This window comes from Streptantibioticus cattleyicolor NRRL 8057 = DSM 46488, from assembly GCF_000240165.1.
In the GTDB taxonomy this organism is placed as follows: Bacteria; Actinomycetota; Actinomycetes; order Streptomycetales; family Streptomycetaceae; genus Streptantibioticus; species Streptantibioticus cattleyicolor.
Genome location: NC_017586.1, coordinates 2,623,274 through 2,640,233, shown reverse-complemented (window position 1 = coordinate 2,640,233; position 16,960 = coordinate 2,623,274). Strand labels below are relative to the sequence as shown.

Below are 16,960 nucleotides of genomic sequence, written 5' to 3'. Positions count from 1 at the left end.
CAAGAGCTGACGGGTCGTCACATGACGCGGATGGTCCCACCAACCCCCGGAAAACGACAGCCCCGCGCGCCCGGCGCCACCGCGTCCCACCGCACCGTCACCTCGCCCTGCCGCCACCGCGCCGGCCCGTCGGTGACCGGCCAGCCGGCCGCCCGCAACGCCTGGACGGAACGGATCCAGCGCTGCCGCGCCCCCAACGCGGCGAACGGCGCCGCCGCCGACCAGGCGTGATCGAAACCGGCCAGGAACGCGTGGATCGGCTCTCCCGGGACGTTCCGGTGGATCAGCGCCTTCGGCAGCCGCTCGGCCAGGTCGGACGGGCGGACCAGCGAACCGAGCCGAGTGGCGAACGTCACCGTGCGCGGCCCCTCCGGACCGATCGCCACCCACACGTGACGCCGGCCTATCTCGTCGCACGTCCCCTCGACCAGCACCCCGCCCGGCGCCAGCCGCTCCCGCAACCGCGCCCACACCTCGGCGACCTGGCCCTCGTCGTACTGGCGCAACACGTTCGCGGCCCGGATCAGCGCCGGCCGGCGCCCCCGCGGCAACGGCACCTCGAACCCGCCGTGCGCGAACGTCAGCCCCGCCCGGGCGTACGGGGCGGCGGCGGCCACCCGTGCCGGGTCTATCTCCACCCCGACCACCTCGGCGTCCGCCCGGACGGTCCGCAACCGCCCCAGCAACTCCACCGCCGTCCACGGCGCCGCGCCGTACCCCAGATCCACCGCCACCGGATCGGCCGCCCCCCGCAACCGCCCGCCGTACGCGGCCACGATCCAGCGATCCATCCGCCGCAGCCGATTCGGATTGGTCGTGCCGCGCGTCACACTCCCCACGGGACGACGCTGCGGCGGAACACGGACGGACATGCGATGAACTGTAAATCCCCCCGCCCTCCCCCGAGACGAAGGGCGCCGTTGCCCGCCCCGTTCCCCGGCGGCCCGCCGCCCCGGCTCCGGCTCGTGCCACCCCGTGGCGTGGCCCCGCGCCCCCTCGCCAGCACGCGGCCGCGCAACCCCCGGCATCCCGCCAGCACACGGCTCCGGCCGCCCGGCCTCCGCCCCGCCCGTCGTCGGGGCGCAGCCCCGCACCCCCCCTCCCGGGCGGAGCCCCGGGGATCCGGGCGCGGCGGCGTAGCCCCGGGGGCCATGCTCCGTCCCGCGGGGGGATAACGCTTTGGCAAAGCGGAAATGCCCCGCCACCCTCCCCGGTTGCACACAGGGGAACGGGGCACTCGCACGCCTGAGCAGGGTGGGCGCACGCGGCATCGCGGACGCGCACGGCACGGCGACGCGCGCGGAGGCGCCGAGGAACGCACGCGGAGACGGCACAGCCGAGCGAAGAAGGAGGCAGCGCGGTGAGCCAGTACGTGTCCCGCCTGGGCGGGAGACGGGTCCGCGGCCACGGGACCCCCAGGCGGCTGCGCCGGGGCGGCGGCGTCCGCCGGGTGGCCATGCTCAGCGTCCACACCTCGCCGTTGCACCAGCCCGGCACCGGTGACGCCGGCGGCATGAACGTCTACATCGTGGAGCTGGCCAAGCGCCTCGCCGAGACCGGCATCGAGGTCGAGATCTTCACCCGGGCCACCACCGGCGGCCTGCCGCCACGGGTCGAACTGGCCCCCGGGGTGATCGTCCGGCACGTGGACGCCGGCCCCTACGAAGGGCTCGCCAAGGAGGACCTCCCGGCCCAGCTGTGCGCCTTCACCCACGGCGTGATGCAGGCCGAGGCGTCCCAACGGCCCGGCCACTACGACCTGGTGCACTCCCACTACTGGCTCTCCGGCCACGTCGGCTGGCTCGCCGCCCAGCGCTGGGGCGTCCCCCTGGTGCACGCCATGCACACCATGGCCAAGGTCAAGAACGCCGCGCTCGCCGAGGGCGACACGCCCGAGCCCGCGGCCCGGGTCATCGGCGAGACGCAGATCGTCGAGGCGGCCGACCGGCTGATCGCCAACACCGACGACGAGGCCGCCGAACTCGTCCGCCACTACGACGCCCCCCGCTCCAAGGTCGCCGTCGTCCACCCCGGGGTCAACCTCGACCGGTTCCGTCCGGCCGACGGCCGCGCCGCCGCCCGGGCCCGTCTCGGCCTGCCGCAGCACGCGGTGATCCCGCTCTTCGCCGGGCGCATACAGCCGCTGAAGGCCCCCGACATCCTGCTGCGCGCGGTCGCGCTGCTGCTCGCGGACGACCCGAAGCTGCGCGAGCGGCTGGTGGTGCCGGTGGTCGGCGGGCCGAGCGGCAGCGGCCTGGCCAAGCCGGAGGGGCTGCAGAAGCTGGCCGCGCGGCTCGGCATCGCCGACGTCGTACGGTTCCGTCCCCCGGTCGACCAGGACACCCTCGCCGACTGGTACCGCGCGGCGAGCGTGCTGGTGATGCCGTCGTACAACGAGTCGTTCGGGCTGGTGGCCATCGAGGCGCAGGCGTGCGCGACGCCGGTGGTCGCGGCGGCCGTCGGCGGGCTTCCGGTGGCGGTGCGCGACGGGCACAGCGGGGTCCTCGTCCCCGGTCACGACCCGGCCGACTACGCCCGCGCGCTGCGCCGCTTCGTGGACGAACCCGGCCTCGGCGAACGTCTCGGCGCCGGCGCCCACGCGCACGCCCAGGGCTTCGGCTGGGGCTCGGTGGCGGCGGCCACGGCGGAGGTGTACGCGGCGGCCGTACGGCGGCGGGGCCTGGTCACCGCCTGACCGGTACGGACCCACGGGCTCGCGCGAGCGGACTTACGATCGGCACATGGACCCTCATGCCGCGATCACCGAAGCCTTCGAGGCCGCCGGGCTCAGCTGGGAGAACCCGGGCGACGGAACGTACGTCGTCCAGCTGCCGGGGACGCGCAAGCTCTCGACCACGTGCTCGTTCGTGGTCGGGCGGCACACCCTGTCGGTGAACGCCTTCGTGGTGCGCCGGCCGGACGAGAACCACGAGGCGTTCTACCGCTGGCTGCTGGAGCGCAACACCCGTACGTACGGCGTGAGTTACGCCATCGATCAGCTCGGCGACGTCTACCTGGCCGGGCGGCTGCCGCTGGCCGCGGTCACCCCCGAGGAGGTCGACCGGCTGCTCGGCGCGGTCGTGGAGAACGCCGACAGCAGCTTCAACACCCTGCTGGAACTGGGCTTCGCCTCGGCAATCCGCAAGGAGTACGCCTGGCGGGTCTCCCGCGGCGAGTCCACCCGCAACCTCGAAGCGTTCACGCACCTGACCCGCGACGCCTGAGCCGCACCGGGGAACCGCCGGTCAACGGGGCGCGGCGTCACCCGTCGCGGCACCGGGGCTCACCTGGGCGGCGGCCACCGCCCCCTCCCGCACCGCGGCCCGCCGCCCACGCAGCAGCACCCGGTACCCCACACCGACGACCACCCCGATCACCGCGCACGCCGGCCACATCGCCGCCCCCCACCGGTCCAGCGCCACCCCGCCCGCCAGCGGCCCCGCGAACGTCGCCGCCGACCACGCCAGCGAGTACATCCCCTGGTAGCGCCCGCGCGCCTCGACGGGCGACAGCTCGGCCACCACCGACATCGAGGTGGGCGCGTGGGCGATCTCGCCGAGCGTCCACACCACCACGGTCAGCGCGTAGAACCAGGGCGCCGTGGCGAAGAACGTCAGCCCGAACCCGCCGCCGAGCAGCACCGACGCCACCAAAAGCAGCGTCCCCCGGTCCCGCCCCTGCATCAGCCGGGTCAACGGGATCTGGAGCACCACGATCAGCAGCCCGTTGACCCCGATCACCAGGCCGTACTCGGCCGACGTCAGCCCCGAGCGGCCCATCGCCACGGCGAGCGTGTTGGACCCCTGCTGGGTGACGGTGCCCAGCAGGAAGGTGAGGCCGACCACGGCCATGAAACGGCCGTCGCGCAGCACCCGGGACAGACCGGCCGGACGTTCCCCGGCCGGCTTGTCCTTCGCCGCCACGGCCGCCGCCGGCCGGGTCTCCGGTATGCGGGTGAAGACCACCAGCGCGCACAACAGCGTGGTGGCCGCGTCCCCCAGGAAGAGCAGCAGATAGCCGTGGGCGGCGATCACCCCGGCCACCGCCGCCGACACCCCGAAACCGATGTTGATCGCCCAGTAGTTGAGCGAGAACGCCCGCACCCGGTCCCGGTCCGGGACGACGTCGGCCATCACCGCCTGCACCGCGGGCCGGGAGGCGTTGGAGGTCACCCCGACCGCGCAGGCCGCCGCCGCGATCGCCACCGGGTGCGTCACCAGCCCCAGCACCGCCGTGGTGGCCGCCGCCCCGAGCTGCGCCGTCAGCATCGTGGACCGCCGCCCGATCCGGTCGCTGAGCACCCCGCCCACCAGCGCCCCCACGGTGCCGCCGAGCCCGTACAACGCGGCGACCAGCCCCGCGTACGAGGCGGAGAAACCGCGCTGCACGGTGAGGTAGAGCGCCAGGTAGGTCACCACGAAGCCGCCGAGGCGGTTGATCAGCGTGCTCGTCCACAACCACCAGAAGGCCCGGGGCAGACCGGATACCGTTTCGGCGATGGCGCGTCTGGGTGCGGTGAGCACGGTTCTCCCCCTGGTTGCTGGCAACGACCGATTTGTAATAGGCAAACCCGCTGAGCGCAGCTTACTGACGGCGGACGCCGTGGCACCAGCGCTTTTCGATTAGGCTCACTTCCATGGCTGCTGCTGCTCCGTACCGACTGATCCTGCTCCGCCACGGCGAGAGCGAGTGGAACGCGAAGAACCTGTTCACCGGCTGGGTGGACGTCAATCTGAACGAGAAGGGCGAGAAGGAGGCGCTCCGCGGCGGCGAGCTGCTCAAGGACGCCGGCCTCCTCCCCGACGTCGTCCACACCTCGCTCCAGAAGCGCGCCATCCGCACCGCCCAGATCGCCCTGGAGGCGTGCGACCGCCACTGGATCCCGGTGCACCGCTCCTGGCGCCTCAACGAGCGCCACTACGGCGCCCTCCAGGGCAAGGACAAGGCGCAGACCCTCGCCGAGTTCGGTGAGGAGCAGTTCATGCTGTGGCGCCGCTCCTACGACACCCCGCCGCCCCCGCTGGCGGACGGCGCCGAGTTCTCCCAGAGCGACGACCCGCGCTACGCCACCATCCCCAGTGAGCTGCGCCCCCGCACCGAGTGCCTCAAGGACGTCGTCGGCCGCATGCTGCCGTACTGGTACGACGGCATCGTCCCCGACCTCCTGGCCGGCCGCACCGTCCTCGTCGCCGCCCACGGCAACTCCCTGCGCGCCCTCGTCAAGCACCTCGACGGCATTTCCGACGCCGACATCGCCGGCCTCAACATCCCCACCGGCATCCCCCTCTCCTACGAACTCGACGCCGACTTCCACCCCCTCACCCCCGGCGGCACCTACCTCGACCCCGAAGCCGCCAAGGCCGCGATCGAGGCCGTGAAGAACCAGGGGAAGAAGAAGTAGGCCCCCGCGAACAAGCCCCCTGTCCCGCGGTCCGTCCGCCGGGAGGGGGCTTTTCGCTGCGCTGGGTCGTCGGGCGCGGGGGCTACGTGGCCGATCCGGAAGCTCTGGCGAGCGGTGGACGACGGGCCTTCGTGATCCATCACCGCACCGCACGCATGAGGAATCCAGGCGTGGCGGGTTGGAGGACCGACGGTCAGTCCTCGGCGACCTGGAGCAGAGAGATGACGTACTCGGCGCCGACTCCGCTGACCACGCCGTCGAAGGTGCACCGCGTCACGGGGTCCCAGCCCCGGCTACCATCCGAATATTCGGTGTTCGTCCACCACTTGGTGCCGTACCCGAGCAGTTCTGCGACTTGGGCCGCAGCACGTCGGGCATGGTCGGGATCACGATGCCTCACGCGGTACGCGAGATCCTGCGAAGACAGCATGGCCAACAGGTCGACAGCGGTGTCTGGATCAACGGGGTGCAGGGCAGCGGCCACCTCGTCCGGAGACTGGAGACTTCTCGAACCCTTCGGGCCCAGGTGTCCCCAGTCCGCGTCCGCCTGCCTCGCCAGCGCGAAGACCTGTCCCTCGACCGTTGCGGCAGACGCCGCTTGAACACGCCCGTAGACCCGGACATGCCCGGACAGGGAGCGCATCAGCGCATGCAACTGTCTCGACTGCCAATCACGCACGCAGGCATCCTGACACGCGCACCCAACCCGCACCCAACCCGAGGTGGAGGCCAACCTACCCGCGGTTTCTCCGCGAGCAGGGGGCTTCTTGCCGCGACGGCGTCGTCTCAGTCGCCGTCGCCGTCCCGGAGGACCCTGCGGGGTGTCATGTGGCCCGCCAGCCACTCCAGGTTTCGCCAGAGGCGGGGTTCACCGTGTTCCTGCCGCTGCGCCTCGGCCCAGGGCCGGTAGTTGTTCCAGACGGAGATGATGAGGCCGCCCCACGCGTCGTCGATCAGTTGCCGATCGAAGGCGTCCGAACGCGTGCCCGCGCCAAGGAGGTTGAAGGTCGTGAGGTAGGACGTGATCAGCTTCGTCGCTCGCTCGTCGCCCGACATCGAGCGGTCGATCAGCGCCTCGATGGCCGCGTGATCGCGCTCCGGGGGTATGCCCTCGTCGAACAGCGACTTGCGCTGGTTCATGTTGTCCGCGAGGAACTCCATGGTCGCCTGCTTACGGCGCCTGTCGTGATCCTGCTTGGTGCTGCGAGCCAGCATCAACAGCTGCCACGCCAGGGCGACGAAGCCGACCACACCCACGCCCAAAGAGCCGAACGCGGCTACCAGGGACCATCGCTCGAACGCCGTCATGGACGAATACCCTGAGGGCACCCACGAACAAGCCCCCTTGCCCGCGGACACGTCCGTCGGGAGGGGGCTCTTCGCTGCCGCTGGGGGCTTACTGGTGGTACTTCTCCACGACCGACTCGGCGCCGGCGGAGTGGGGGTTCATGGTGACGCGGACGGTCACGGCGCCGGTCTTCGCGGCCGTCTCCAGCTGCTCCTCGGTGCACTTCGAGGTGCCGTAGCCGTTGCTGTCCATGGTCACGTGGCCCTCGTTGTTGTCGGCGCAGATCGCCGCCGCGCCGCGGATGTCGGTGGCGTTGGAGACGAAGAACGCCTGGTCCAGGCCGCCGGTGTCGGGCTTGACGAGCAGCTTGCCGGGGGCGAGGTAGCTCAGCTTGCCCACGTAGACGCTGTGTGCGCCCGCGTCGGCGGAGCCGCTACCACCGCCGCTGCCGGAGGTGGAGACCGCCGGGCAGTGGCCGGTCTGCTCGCCGATGCTGTTGATCTCGGCGTTGGACCTCGAGTCGCCCGCGTAGTTGATCTGGTCGGTGCAGCGCACCCCGGGCTTCTTGGCGGTGCCGGACGACGAGGCGTGGGAGGAGCCGTTACCGCTCTTGCCGGGGGTCTGCGCGCCGGCCTGTGCGGAGCTGGTGGCGGCGGACGAACCGGCGGAGGAGCCGGGCGCGGCGGCGGTCGGGTCGTTGGGTCCGCACGCGGTCAGTGCCATCCCCGCGGCGACGAGCACGGCAGTCGACAGGCCCCAACGAGCGGTCCTGGTACGCATGGTGTCCCTCTTTCGCATTCGACGTGTCGCCCGATCCGGTGGCCATGAGTCCGTTCCCACCCCCCTGACGAGGGCGACCACCTGCGGCTGAAACGACCTTGGCATGTACAGCGGCGCAAGTCATCGCCTGTTACAGCCCCGTGGCACGACGCCGAACACGTCACGACAATCGACACGAGTCCGCCGACATCCCCGCCTCCCCGCGTGGCGAAAGGGCCCCGGCGCCATGCCGGAGCCCTTCCGTCACGCGGGGGACCGCGGGGTCAGCCGCAGCATCCTCCGCACTGGCACGCACCGCCCGACTGGCAGCCGCAGCCGCAGCCGGCCCCGCACCCGCAGGCGGCCAGCAGCGGCAGGGGGATCCGGTCGGGGCTCGGGTCGGAGTCGGTGAACGACTGCTCGTGGCGGGTCGGCGAAGTGGGCGTGTCCGTCATCGATGCCCTCCTTGGCGCTTCGGCGCTTGGCGCACGCTTGGGCGAACGCCATGACGAGCGGCCTGCACAGCCGCCTGCCAGGGGCAGTCAACCGCCGCCCGCCGGGGCGCATCAAGGGCGCACGACGGCGTACCGGGCGCCCGAGGCGCTCGTCCCCTCTGGGCCCCCACCCCCGGCGCCGCCAGGCGCTCGCTCCACCCCGGACGCCCGGCAGACCCCGGCACACCGTCCCAGTGGCTCCGCAACCCCGGGCCCCCGAAGCATCCCGCCCCGGTGGCCCGGGCCCCGTCCGGCATCCCGGGCCGCCCGGGCGTCCCGTCCCCCGGAGGGGGAAGCCCCTGACGGGACCCTCACCCCTCCTCCGCCGCCCCCTGCCCCGCCGGCGCCAGCTCGTCCGCGTGCTCGCCGGTGACCAGGTACACCACCCGCTTGGCGACCGAGACGGCGTGGTCGGCGAAGCGTTCGTAGTACCGGCCGCAGAGCGTGACGTCGACCGCGGTCTCGATGCCGTGCTGCCAGCGGTCGTCCAGCAGGTGCTGGAAGAGGGTGCGGTGGAGCTCGTCCATGCGGTCGTCGTCCGCCTCCAGCTGGAGCGCGGCGTCCACGTCCTTGGAGGTGATCACCTCGCCGGCCTTGGCCATCAGCCGCTGCGCGAGCTGGCCCATCTCCAGCACCGTGCTGTGCAGGTTCCGCGGGACCGCGGAGACCGGGTAGCGCAGCCGGGCCAGCTTGGCCACGTGCCGGGCCAGGTCGCCGGAGCGCTCCAGGTCGGCGCTCATCCGCAGGCTCGTCACCACGATGCGCAGATCGGTGGCGACCGGCTGCTGGCGGGCGAGCAGCGCGATCGCCCGGTTCTCCAGGTCGCGCTGGAGATCGTCCACCTTCTCGTCGGCGGCGATCACGCTCTCGGCCAGCTTCAGGTCGGCGTCGAGCAACGCGGTCGTGGCGCGACCGATCGCGGAGCCGACGAGCCTGGCCATCTCGACCAGCCCCTCACCGATCGAGTCGAGCTCCTCGTGGTAGGCGTCACGCATTGATCCAGTCCTCTCCGTGGCCGCGGCCGTGCCGCCTCCCAACGGCGGAACGGCGGAACGGGACAAGCTTCCCGCCACCTGCGGGCCGCTGACCCCACCGTGCGTGGAACACGCGACCCGGCCGGACATCGGGGGTGAACCACCACCGACACCACGGTGAACTCTTGGCAACGAGTGTTCGAGTCCACCCCCGGATGGCTGTGGAGCACACCGAACGCCTGCCTAACCTTGACGCCATGGACGTCAACGCGGCGCTCGCCGCAGCCAGCGCGATCGGCGGTGTGTGCACCGGCGCGGTCGCGGTGCTCGCCTTCCGCTGGAGCGAGCGGGAACAGGCACGTCCCACCCGCACCTCCCTGCACACCGACGCGGTGCTGCCGCCCGGCGTGGACATCGTCCTGTCGGTGCTGCGCTCCTCCGCCGTCGTGCTCGACGAGGGCGACACCGTGGTCAAGGCCAGCTCGGCCGCGTACGCCCTCGGGCTGGTCCGCGGCGGACGCCTCGCCGTCGACCAGATGCTCCAGATGGCCCGGGAGACCCGGCGGGACGGCGAGATACGGCAGGTCGAACTCGACCTGCCGCGTCGCAGCGGACGCGGCGAGGCGCTCGCCGTCTCCGCGCGCGTCGCCCCGCTCGGCTCCCGGCTGGTGCTGCTGCTCGTCGAGGACCTCACCGAGGCCCGCCGCATCGAAGCGGTGCGCCGGGACTTCGTCGCCAACGTCAGCCACGAGCTGAAGACCCCGGTGGGCGCCCTGTCGCTGCTCTCCGAGGCGGTCATGGACGCCGCCGACGACCCCGAGGCGGTGGCCCGGTTCGCCGGCCGGATGCAGATCGAGGCGACCCGGCTGACCAGCCTCGTCCAGGAGATCATCGACCTGTCCCGGGTGCAGAACGACGACCCGCTGGAGGACGCCGAGCCGGTCGCCGTGGACGAGCTGGTGGCCGAGGCGGTCGACCGCTGCCGCCACCCGGCCAACGCCAAGCAGATCACCATGGCCACCGTGGACGCCCCCGACCTGTACGTCTGGGGCCACCGCGGCCAGCTCGCCGCCGCCCTGGGCAACCTGGTGGAGAACGCGGTCAACTACAGCCCCGCCCACACCCGCGTCGGCATCGCCGGCCGCAAGGTCAACGCCCCGGGCGGCAACATGGTGGAGATCTCCGTCACCGACCAGGGCATGGGCATCTCCCCGGCCGACCGGGAGCGCATCTTCGAGCGCTTCTACCGGGTCGACCCGGCCCGTTCCCGCGCCACCGGCGGCACCGGACTCGGACTGTCCATCGTCAAGCACGTCGCCGCCTCGCACGGCGGCGAGGTGACCGTCTGGAGCGCCGAGGGACAGGGTTCCACCTTCACCCTGCGCCTGCCCGAAGCCGCCGGCGCCGGCCAGAACCAGGACGCCGGCCACGACCAGGACGCCGGCCGGCCCGAGGACACCGGCCGGCATCACGACCCCGTCGCGCCCGCCACGGCGGCGGAGACCGACGCCACCCCCGCCTCCCACCAGCGCGCCGCCGAGACCCGGCGGCAGCACACCACCCCCCACAGCCGAAGAATCCCCCGCAGAATCCACCCCGCCCCGGAGGTCCTTCCGTGACCCGAGTGCTCGTTGTCGAGGACGAGGAATCGTTCAGCGACGCTCTGTCGTACATGCTTCGCAAGGAGGGCTTCGAGGTCGCCGTCGCGGCCACCGGGCCCGACGGGCTGGAGGAGTTCGAGCGCAACGGCGCCGACCTGGTGCTGCTCGACCTGATGCTGCCCGGGCTCCCCGGCACCGAGGTGTGCCGCCAGCTCCGCAGCCGGTCCAACGTGCCGGTGATCATGGTCACCGCCAAGGACAGCGAGATCGACAAGGTCGTCGGCCTGGAGATAGGGGCCGACGACTACGTCACCAAGCCCTTCTCCTCCCGCGAACTCGTCGCCCGCATCCGCGCGGTGCTGCGCCGCCGCGGCGAGCCCGAGGAGGTCGCCCCCGCCGCGCTGGAGGCCGGACCGGTCCGCATGGACGTCGACCGCCACGTGGTCACCGTCGGCGGCGGCAAGGTCGACCTGCCGCTGAAGGAATTCGACCTCCTGGAGATGCTGCTGCGCAACGCCGGCCGCGTCCTCACCCGCATGCAGCTGATCGACCGGGTCTGGGGCGCCGACTACGTGGGCGACACCAAGACCCTCGACGTCCACGTCAAGCGGCTGCGCGCCAAGATCGAGCCCGACCCCGGCGCCCCCCGCTACCTGGTGACCGTCCGCGGCCTGGGCTACAAGTTCGAGCCCTGATCGGCCCGGCGCGCACAGGCGTCAGGGGCGCCCACCGGCCGGTGGGCGCCCCTGACGCCTATGCGCGGTACGAGGCCGTTACGGCTTGACGGTCTCCTTGGCGGAGGACGACGGCTGCACGTGGCCGTGCTCGCCGTGTCCGGCCGGGGTGCCCGGCTTGCCCGAGGGGGAGCCCGACGGCTTGCCGGCCGGGGCGGAGGCGCTGCCGCCGGGGGCCGGGGTGGCCTCCACACTGGCGCCGTACGTCTGGAAGTAGTGCGTGGCCGGCACCACCAGCGGCGAGAGCGACACCTGACCGGTGCTGCTCAGCGAGAAGGTGGTCTTGTGGAAGTCGCCCTGGGACAGACCGGCGCTGTCGGAGAGGACGGCGGAGGGGTTGCCCGCACCGCCCAGCGTGATCGCGCCGTTGGCCGGAACGGTCAGCGGGCCGGTCTTGCCGTCCGGGCCGGTCAGCTTCACCGGGGTGCTGACACCGTCGACGCTGATCGAGGTGAGCTGCTGCGGCGAGGCGCTGTTGTTGAAGACCCGGGCGGTGACCGTGGCCGGTCCCTTCCCGTTCGGCTCGGTGATGATGTTCGCGTTCTGGATCTGGATGTCGCCGACCGAGGTCGAGACGACGTTCGGCTGGACCTGGAGGGTCTGCGAGTCGTCACCTGCCCCGCAGGCGGCGGCGAACGGGACGACGGAGAGAGCGAGAACGGCGGCGAGGGCGCCGCGTCGAAGGCTGCGGCTCACGGCGGCGGCATCTCCTTGACGAGTGGCGGGCTAGTTGCGGCGGCCGGCCTCGGTGCCCGGGTGGCGCCGTGTAAAGCCGCACTAAGGATCTTCCAGCGCGCTTAGGTTACCGACCCCTCCTGACGCGCCCGCACCCGGCCACCCCTTCGCGCCTCCCGCCTCACTCGCGCGGCCCCTGACGCGGCCGTGCCACCCTCGTGGACGGCTCCGCCGGGCCGGGCCGTCGGCACGTCCGGCCACCGGGCGGCCGGCCGGACGGTGATTACCCGCCGCGAATGGTGTGGCGCGTACAGCTCAAGATCGATTATCGGAGACCGCTTGCGCCCCCCTCGCCGTTCGTTCACCGTTATTCAAGAAGTGTCCAAATGTGGATCACTCTTGCGGTGGGTAATTCGTGTTTTCGTGCGAACGCCGCGAGTGATCTCCGGCGCTTGTCCGGGACGAACTGCGGCGGCGGGTGCGAAGCGCCGCCAAGCGCGCGCGGAACGACGTGAACCCGCCGCCCCTTCTCCGAACGGAGTAGCGGAAGACCACACTCGCGAGGCGGACGAATCAGGATGAATCGCCCCTTCGAGAGCGTCCCCCGGCCGTGTGACAGCGGTGTTCCACGGTGCCCGTACAGCCGCTCCGACCTGCGGATACCTGGCGCCGGACGCCCCCTCCAGCACGATCCGGCCGCACTTGTCAAGCCCCGAGATATGCCCTGACCTGCGAAAACGCCATTCAGATGAGGCCGTTCCCGTGTTACCCTGGATAGCCACGGAAGGGGTACCTGTCACATGACGTTCAAGGTTGGCGACACCGTGGTCTATCCCCATCACGGGGCCGCGCTGATCGAGGCCATCGAAACTCGCCAGATCAAAGGCGTGGACAAGACCTACTTGGTGCTCAAGGTCGCCCAGGGCGACTTGACGGTGCGCGTGCCCGCGGACAATGCGGAGTTCGTCGGCGTACGCGACGTTGTCGGTCAGGAGGGGCTGGACCGGGTCTTCGAGGTGCTGCGCGCGCCGTACACCGAGGAGCCGACCAACTGGTCCCGCCGGTACAAGGCAAATCTGGAAAAGCTCGCCTCCGGCGACGTCATCAAGGTCGCCGAAGTCGTCCGCGACCTGTGGCGCCGTGAGCGTGAACGCGGTCTGTCGGCCGGCGAGAAGCGCATGCTCGCCAAGGCCCGGCAGATCCTCGTCAGCGAACTCGCGCTCGCCGAGAACACCAACGAGGACAAGGCGGAGGCCCTTCTCGACGAGGTCCTGGCGTCCTGACCCGGGCGACCGTGGTGCCCGGGGCGGGCGCCACACGCCGCGCCGTGCGCACCCCGCCGCACGACGTGACGCAGTGACGTGACGCCTCCGACGACGTGACACGTGCCGTCGGACCACGTGAACGATGCCGCGGTGCCCGGTGACCACCGGGCACCGCGGCGTGTCCGGCCCCACGACGGCCCGTATCATGCCGATGCGGGCCGTACGCGTCACCGGCGCCGTGCGTCGCGCCGGAGAACACCGGCCGTCGTCGGCATCGCTCGCGTACGCGGAAACGGCGCGCCGGGCCCGGGCAGCCCGCCCCGCCCAGCGGGGAGTTGCCACCGCGGTGTCACGGAAGGGGCCGCGGTGACGAGGTGCCCGGCACTTTTGAGGCGATACCCAATTCGGCCAAGGACACAAACCTGACTACCTCGCCCACGCCCGCGACACCGGCGGTCGCGGCCGTCATCCCCGCCGCCGGACGCGGTGTCCGGCTCGGCCCCGGCGCGCCCAAGGCGCTGCGCGCCCTGGGCGGCGTACCGATCCTGGTGCACGCCGTCCGCGCCCTGATCCAGGCCCGGGCCGTCTCCCTCGTCGTCGTGGTCGCCCCGGCCGACGGCGTCGCCGAGGTGCGCGCCCTGCTCGACAGCAACGGCCTGCCGGAGTCCAAGGAGATAACGGTGGTGGCCGGCGGCGACTCCCGCCAGGAGTCCGTCCGCCTCGGGCTCGCCGCCGTCCCCGACGACTTCGGCGTGGTCCTGGTGCACGACGCGGCCCGGCCGCTGGTGCCGGTGGAGACGGTGGACGCGGTGGCCGCCGCGGTACGCGCCGGCGCCCCCGCCGTCGTCCCCGCGCTGCCGCTGGCCGACACCGTCAAGGAGGTCGTCCCCGGCGCCGCCGGCGACCCCGAGCCGGTGGTCGCCACCCCGGAACGCGCCCGGCTGCGCGCCGTCCAGACCCCCCAGGGCTTCCGCCGCGACGTGCTCGCCGAGGCCCACCGGACGATCACCGCCGAGGGCGAGGGCGCCACCGACGACGCCGGGATGGTCGAACAGCTCGGCCTGCCGGTGGTCGTGGTCCCCGGCCACGAGGAGGCGTTCAAGGTCACCCGGCCGCTCGACCTGGTGCTCGCCGAAGCCGTACTCGCCCGCCGGAGGGCCGCCGATGTCTACTGACGCACCCCTGCGGTTCCCGCTGCCGCGGATCGGCGTCGGCACCGACGTGCACGCCTTCGAGGAGGGCCGGGCGCTGTGGGTGGCCGGGCTGCTGTGGGAGGACGCCGGGTACGGCCTGGCCGGCCACTCCGACGGTGACGTGGCCGCCCACGCCGCCTGCGACGCCCTCTTCTCCGCCGCCGGCCTCGGCGACCTCGGCGCCCACTTCGGCACCGACCGCCCCGAGTGGGCCGGCGCCTCCGGGACCGCCCTGCTCACCGAGGCCGCCCGCATCGTGCGCGCGGCCGGGTTCGGCATCGGCAACGTCGCCGTCCAGGTGATCGGCGTCCGTCCGAAGATCGGCAAGCGCCGGGACGAGGCCCAGGCCGCGCTCTCGGCCGCCGTCGGCGCCCCCGTCTCCGTCTCCGGCACCACCACCGACGGCCTCGGGCTCACCGGCCGCGCCGAGGGGCTCGCCGCCGTCGCCACCGCCCTCGTCCACGAGCTGCCGCCCGTTCCGGCGTCCTGACCGCCGTCCGGGTGGGCCGCGGGCGTGTCCCGCGACGGGTACGGGTACGGGTACCGCCAGGCCGCCCACGCGGCCCAGCGCGCCGCCCGTCACCCGTACGCACCGGAAGGACCGTCCATGGCCGCCACGCTCCCCGACGCCCTCAAGAAGCTCCTCGACAGCCCGGTCTTCATCACCGTGGCCACCATCCAGCCCGACGGCAGCCCGCAGGTCTCCCCGGTCTGGGTCAAGCGCGACGGCGACGACCTGCTCTTCTCCACCACGGTCGGCCGCCGCAAGGAACGCAACCTGCGCCGCGACCCGCGCGTCACCGTCGTCGTCCAGCCCGCCGACGCCCCCTACACCTACGCCGAGATCCGCGGCACCGCCGAACTCACCACCGAAGGCGGCCAGGAACTCATCGACGAGCTGTCCCGCAAATACACCGGCAAGGACTACCGCGACTTCAACCCCGCCTCCGTCGACGACGCCGAGCGCGTGGTCGTCCGCATCGCCCCCCGCAAGGTCGTCGGCTCGCTGGGCTGACCCCGCGCGACGGCCCCGCCGGGGGCGCGGGTCGGCCCGGCGGGACCGCCCAGCGCAACTGATTTTCGGGCAGCCCGGCCGGAATCGGCGCTGGGCACCCCGCCGCGGCCACTACCCTGGATGCCGTGACTATTCGCCTGTACGACACCAAGGCCCGCCAGGTACGTGACTTCACCCCGCTCGTGCCGGGCTGTGTCTCGATCTACCTGTGCGGCGCCACCGTGCAGGCGGCCCCGCACATCGGACACATCCGGTCGGGGCTCAACTTCGACATCATGCGCCGGTGGTTCGCGTACCGCGGGTACGACGTCACCTTCGTCCGCAACGTCACCGACATCGACGACAAGATCATCGCCAAGTCCGCCGAGCAGCACCGCCCCTGGTGGGCGATCGGCTACAGCAACGAGCGCGCCTTCAACGCCGGCTACGACGCGCTCGGCTGCCTGCCGCCCAGCTACGAGCCCCGGGCCACCGGCCACGTGCCGGAGATGATCGAGATGATGCGCGGCCTGATCGAACGCGGCCACGCCTACGCCGCCGACGGCAACGTGTACTTCGACGTCCGCTCGTTCCCCGGCTACCTGGAGCTGTCCAACCAGGAGCTGGACAACCTGCTCCAGCCCTCCGGCGAGGGCGAGACCGGCAAGCGCGACCCGCGTGACTTCGCCATGTGGAAGGCGGCCAAGCCCGGCGAGCCGAGCTGGGAGACCCCGTGGGGCCGCGGCCGGCCCGGCTGGCACCTGGAGTGCTCGGCGATGGCCCACAAGTACCTGGGCACCGCCTTCGACATCCACGGCGGCGGCATCGACCTGGTCTTCCCGCACCACGAGAACGAGATCGCCCAGGCCGTCGCCTACGGTGACGACTTCGCCCGCTACTGGGTGCACAACGCCTGGGTCACCATGAGCGGCGAGAAGATGAGCAAGTCGCTCGGCAACTCGGTGCTCGTCTCCGAGATGGTCAGGAACTGGCGCCCCGTCGTCCTGCGGTACTACCTGGGCAGCGCCCACTACCGCTCCACCATCGAGTACAGCGAGGACGCGCTGCGCGAGGCGGAGTCCGCGTTCGCCCGCATCGAGGGGTTCGTCCAGCGGGTCACCGAGAAGGCCGGCGAGACCGTCGAGCCCGCCGCCGAGGTGCCGCCCGCGTTCGCCGAGGCGATGGACGACGACCTGTCGGTGCCCCAGGCGCTCGCCGTGGTCCACACCACGGTGCGGCAGGGGAACTCCGCGCTCACCGCGGACGACAAGGAGTCCGCGGTCGCCCGCCTCGCCGAGGTCCGCGCCATGCTCTCCGTCCTCGGCCTCGACCCGCTCGACCCGCACTGGGCCGGCTCCGAACGCGGCGACGACCTGCACGGCGTCGTCGACTCCCTGGTCGGCCTCGTGCTCGAACAGCGGCAGGCCGCCCGGGCCCGGAAGGACTACGGCACCGCCGACGCCATCCGCGACCAGCTCCAGCAGGCCGGCCTGGAGATCGAGGACACCCCCTCCGGTCCCCGCTGGTCGCTGCGCGGACGAGGCTGACCGGCCGCGTCCGCCCCCGCGGCCCGTACCGACGG

Annotated in this window: 18 protein-coding genes; 10 read left to right on the top strand and 8 right to left on the bottom strand. The window is 72.5% G+C overall.

All coding sequences use genetic code 11. The features are described from left to right. Positions 1-17: 17 nt before the first annotated feature. A complete protein-coding gene (locus SCATT_RS11685) occupies positions 18-872 on the bottom strand; it encodes a hypothetical protein (protein WP_042507568.1) in 855 nt (284 codons plus the stop codon). A gap of 488 nt (positions 873-1,360) precedes the next feature. Between SCATT_RS11685 and mshA the strand changes: the two genes are divergently transcribed. Continuing rightward, positions 1,361-2,695: a D-inositol-3-phosphate glycosyltransferase gene (gene mshA, locus SCATT_RS11680; RefSeq protein ID WP_014143245.1), complete on the top strand. Its 1,335-nt coding sequence runs from the start codon at positions 1,361-1,363 to the stop codon at positions 2,693-2,695. Positions 2,696-2,741: 46 nt separating this feature from the next. Beyond that, complete coding sequence (locus SCATT_RS11675) at positions 2,742-3,224, top strand: type III secretion system chaperone family protein (protein WP_014143244.1); 483 nt, start codon at positions 2,742-2,744, stop codon at positions 3,222-3,224. A gap of 21 nt (positions 3,225-3,245) precedes the next feature. Here the strand turns inward: SCATT_RS11675 and SCATT_RS11670 are convergent, their stop codons facing one another. After that, positions 3,246-4,523, bottom strand: coding sequence for an MDR family MFS transporter (locus SCATT_RS11670; protein ID WP_014143243.1), 1,278 nt, complete (start codon positions 4,521-4,523; stop codon positions 3,246-3,248). Between the two features lie 113 nt (positions 4,524-4,636). Between SCATT_RS11670 and SCATT_RS11665 the strand changes: the two genes are divergently transcribed. Continuing rightward, positions 4,637-5,401: a phosphoglyceromutase gene (locus SCATT_RS11665; protein WP_014143242.1), complete on the top strand. Its 765-nt coding sequence runs from the start codon at positions 4,637-4,639 to the stop codon at positions 5,399-5,401. A 193-nt stretch (positions 5,402-5,594) separates the two neighbouring features. Here the strand turns inward: SCATT_RS11665 and SCATT_RS35660 are convergent, their stop codons facing one another. The 5 genes from SCATT_RS35660 to phoU form a co-directional block, all read right to left on the bottom strand. Next, positions 5,595-6,080 (bottom strand): hypothetical protein, encoded by a 486-nt coding sequence (locus SCATT_RS35660; RefSeq protein ID WP_014627899.1) that lies wholly within the window; start codon positions 6,078-6,080, stop codon positions 5,595-5,597. 107 nt (positions 6,081-6,187) lie between these two features. Further along, positions 6,188-6,709, bottom strand: coding sequence for a DUF4760 domain-containing protein (locus tag SCATT_RS11655; RefSeq protein WP_014143240.1), 522 nt, complete (start codon positions 6,707-6,709; stop codon positions 6,188-6,190). A gap of 88 nt (positions 6,710-6,797) precedes the next feature. Next, a complete protein-coding gene (locus SCATT_RS11650; protein ID WP_014143239.1) occupies positions 6,798-7,469 on the bottom strand; it encodes a hypothetical protein in 672 nt (223 codons plus the stop codon). 263 nt (positions 7,470-7,732) lie between these two features. Further along, the gene (locus tag SCATT_RS38550) at positions 7,733-7,903 is read right to left on the bottom strand and encodes a hypothetical protein (RefSeq protein WP_014143238.1); all 171 of its coding nucleotides are present in this window, start codon (positions 7,901-7,903) and stop codon (positions 7,733-7,735) included. A 350-nt stretch (positions 7,904-8,253) separates the two neighbouring features. Continuing rightward, positions 8,254-8,937 (bottom strand): phosphate signaling complex protein PhoU, encoded by a 684-nt coding sequence (gene phoU, locus SCATT_RS11645; protein ID WP_014143237.1) that lies wholly within the window; start codon positions 8,935-8,937, stop codon positions 8,254-8,256. 236 nt (positions 8,938-9,173) lie between these two features. Between phoU and SCATT_RS11640 the strand changes: the two genes are divergently transcribed. Beyond that, positions 9,174-10,535, top strand: coding sequence for a sensor histidine kinase (locus tag SCATT_RS11640; RefSeq protein ID WP_014143236.1), 1,362 nt, complete (start codon positions 9,174-9,176; stop codon positions 10,533-10,535). After that, positions 10,532-11,212: a response regulator transcription factor gene (locus SCATT_RS11635; RefSeq protein ID WP_014143235.1), complete on the top strand. Its 681-nt coding sequence runs from the start codon at positions 10,532-10,534 to the stop codon at positions 11,210-11,212. The genes SCATT_RS11640 and SCATT_RS11635 overlap by 4 nt, the downstream gene beginning before the upstream one ends. 78 nt (positions 11,213-11,290) lie before the next feature. On the opposite strand, the gene SCATT_RS11630 is transcribed toward SCATT_RS11635, so the two are convergent. Beyond that, positions 11,291-11,947, bottom strand: a complete 657-nt coding sequence (locus SCATT_RS11630; RefSeq protein ID WP_014143234.1) for a hypothetical protein — start codon at positions 11,945-11,947, stop codon at positions 11,291-11,293. 779 nt (positions 11,948-12,726) lie between these two features. On the opposite strand from SCATT_RS11630, the gene SCATT_RS11625 reads away from it, so the two are divergent. The 5 genes from SCATT_RS11625 to cysS all read left to right on the top strand — a co-directional run bounded on the left by SCATT_RS11625 (position 12,727) and on the right by cysS (position 16,925). Beyond that, complete coding sequence (locus tag SCATT_RS11625; RefSeq protein WP_014143233.1) at positions 12,727-13,209, top strand: CarD family transcriptional regulator; 483 nt, start codon at positions 12,727-12,729, stop codon at positions 13,207-13,209. Between the two features lie 404 nt (positions 13,210-13,613). Beyond that, the gene (gene ispD, locus SCATT_RS11620; RefSeq protein WP_042507639.1) at positions 13,614-14,366 is read left to right on the top strand and encodes a 2-C-methyl-D-erythritol 4-phosphate cytidylyltransferase; all 753 of its coding nucleotides are present in this window, start codon (positions 13,614-13,616) and stop codon (positions 14,364-14,366) included. Beyond that, complete coding sequence (gene ispF, locus SCATT_RS11615; protein WP_014143231.1) at positions 14,356-14,874, top strand: 2-C-methyl-D-erythritol 2,4-cyclodiphosphate synthase; 519 nt, start codon at positions 14,356-14,358, stop codon at positions 14,872-14,874. Before ispD ends, ispF begins: the two co-directional genes overlap by 11 nt. A 117-nt stretch (positions 14,875-14,991) precedes the next feature. Next, the gene (locus SCATT_RS11610) at positions 14,992-15,399 is read left to right on the top strand and encodes a PPOX class F420-dependent oxidoreductase (protein WP_014143230.1); all 408 of its coding nucleotides are present in this window, start codon (positions 14,992-14,994) and stop codon (positions 15,397-15,399) included. Between the two features lie 125 nt (positions 15,400-15,524). Next, positions 15,525-16,925 (top strand): cysteine--tRNA ligase, encoded by a 1,401-nt coding sequence (cysS, locus tag SCATT_RS11605; RefSeq protein WP_014143229.1) that lies wholly within the window; start codon positions 15,525-15,527, stop codon positions 16,923-16,925. The last annotated feature ends 35 nt before the right edge of the window (positions 16,926-16,960 follow it).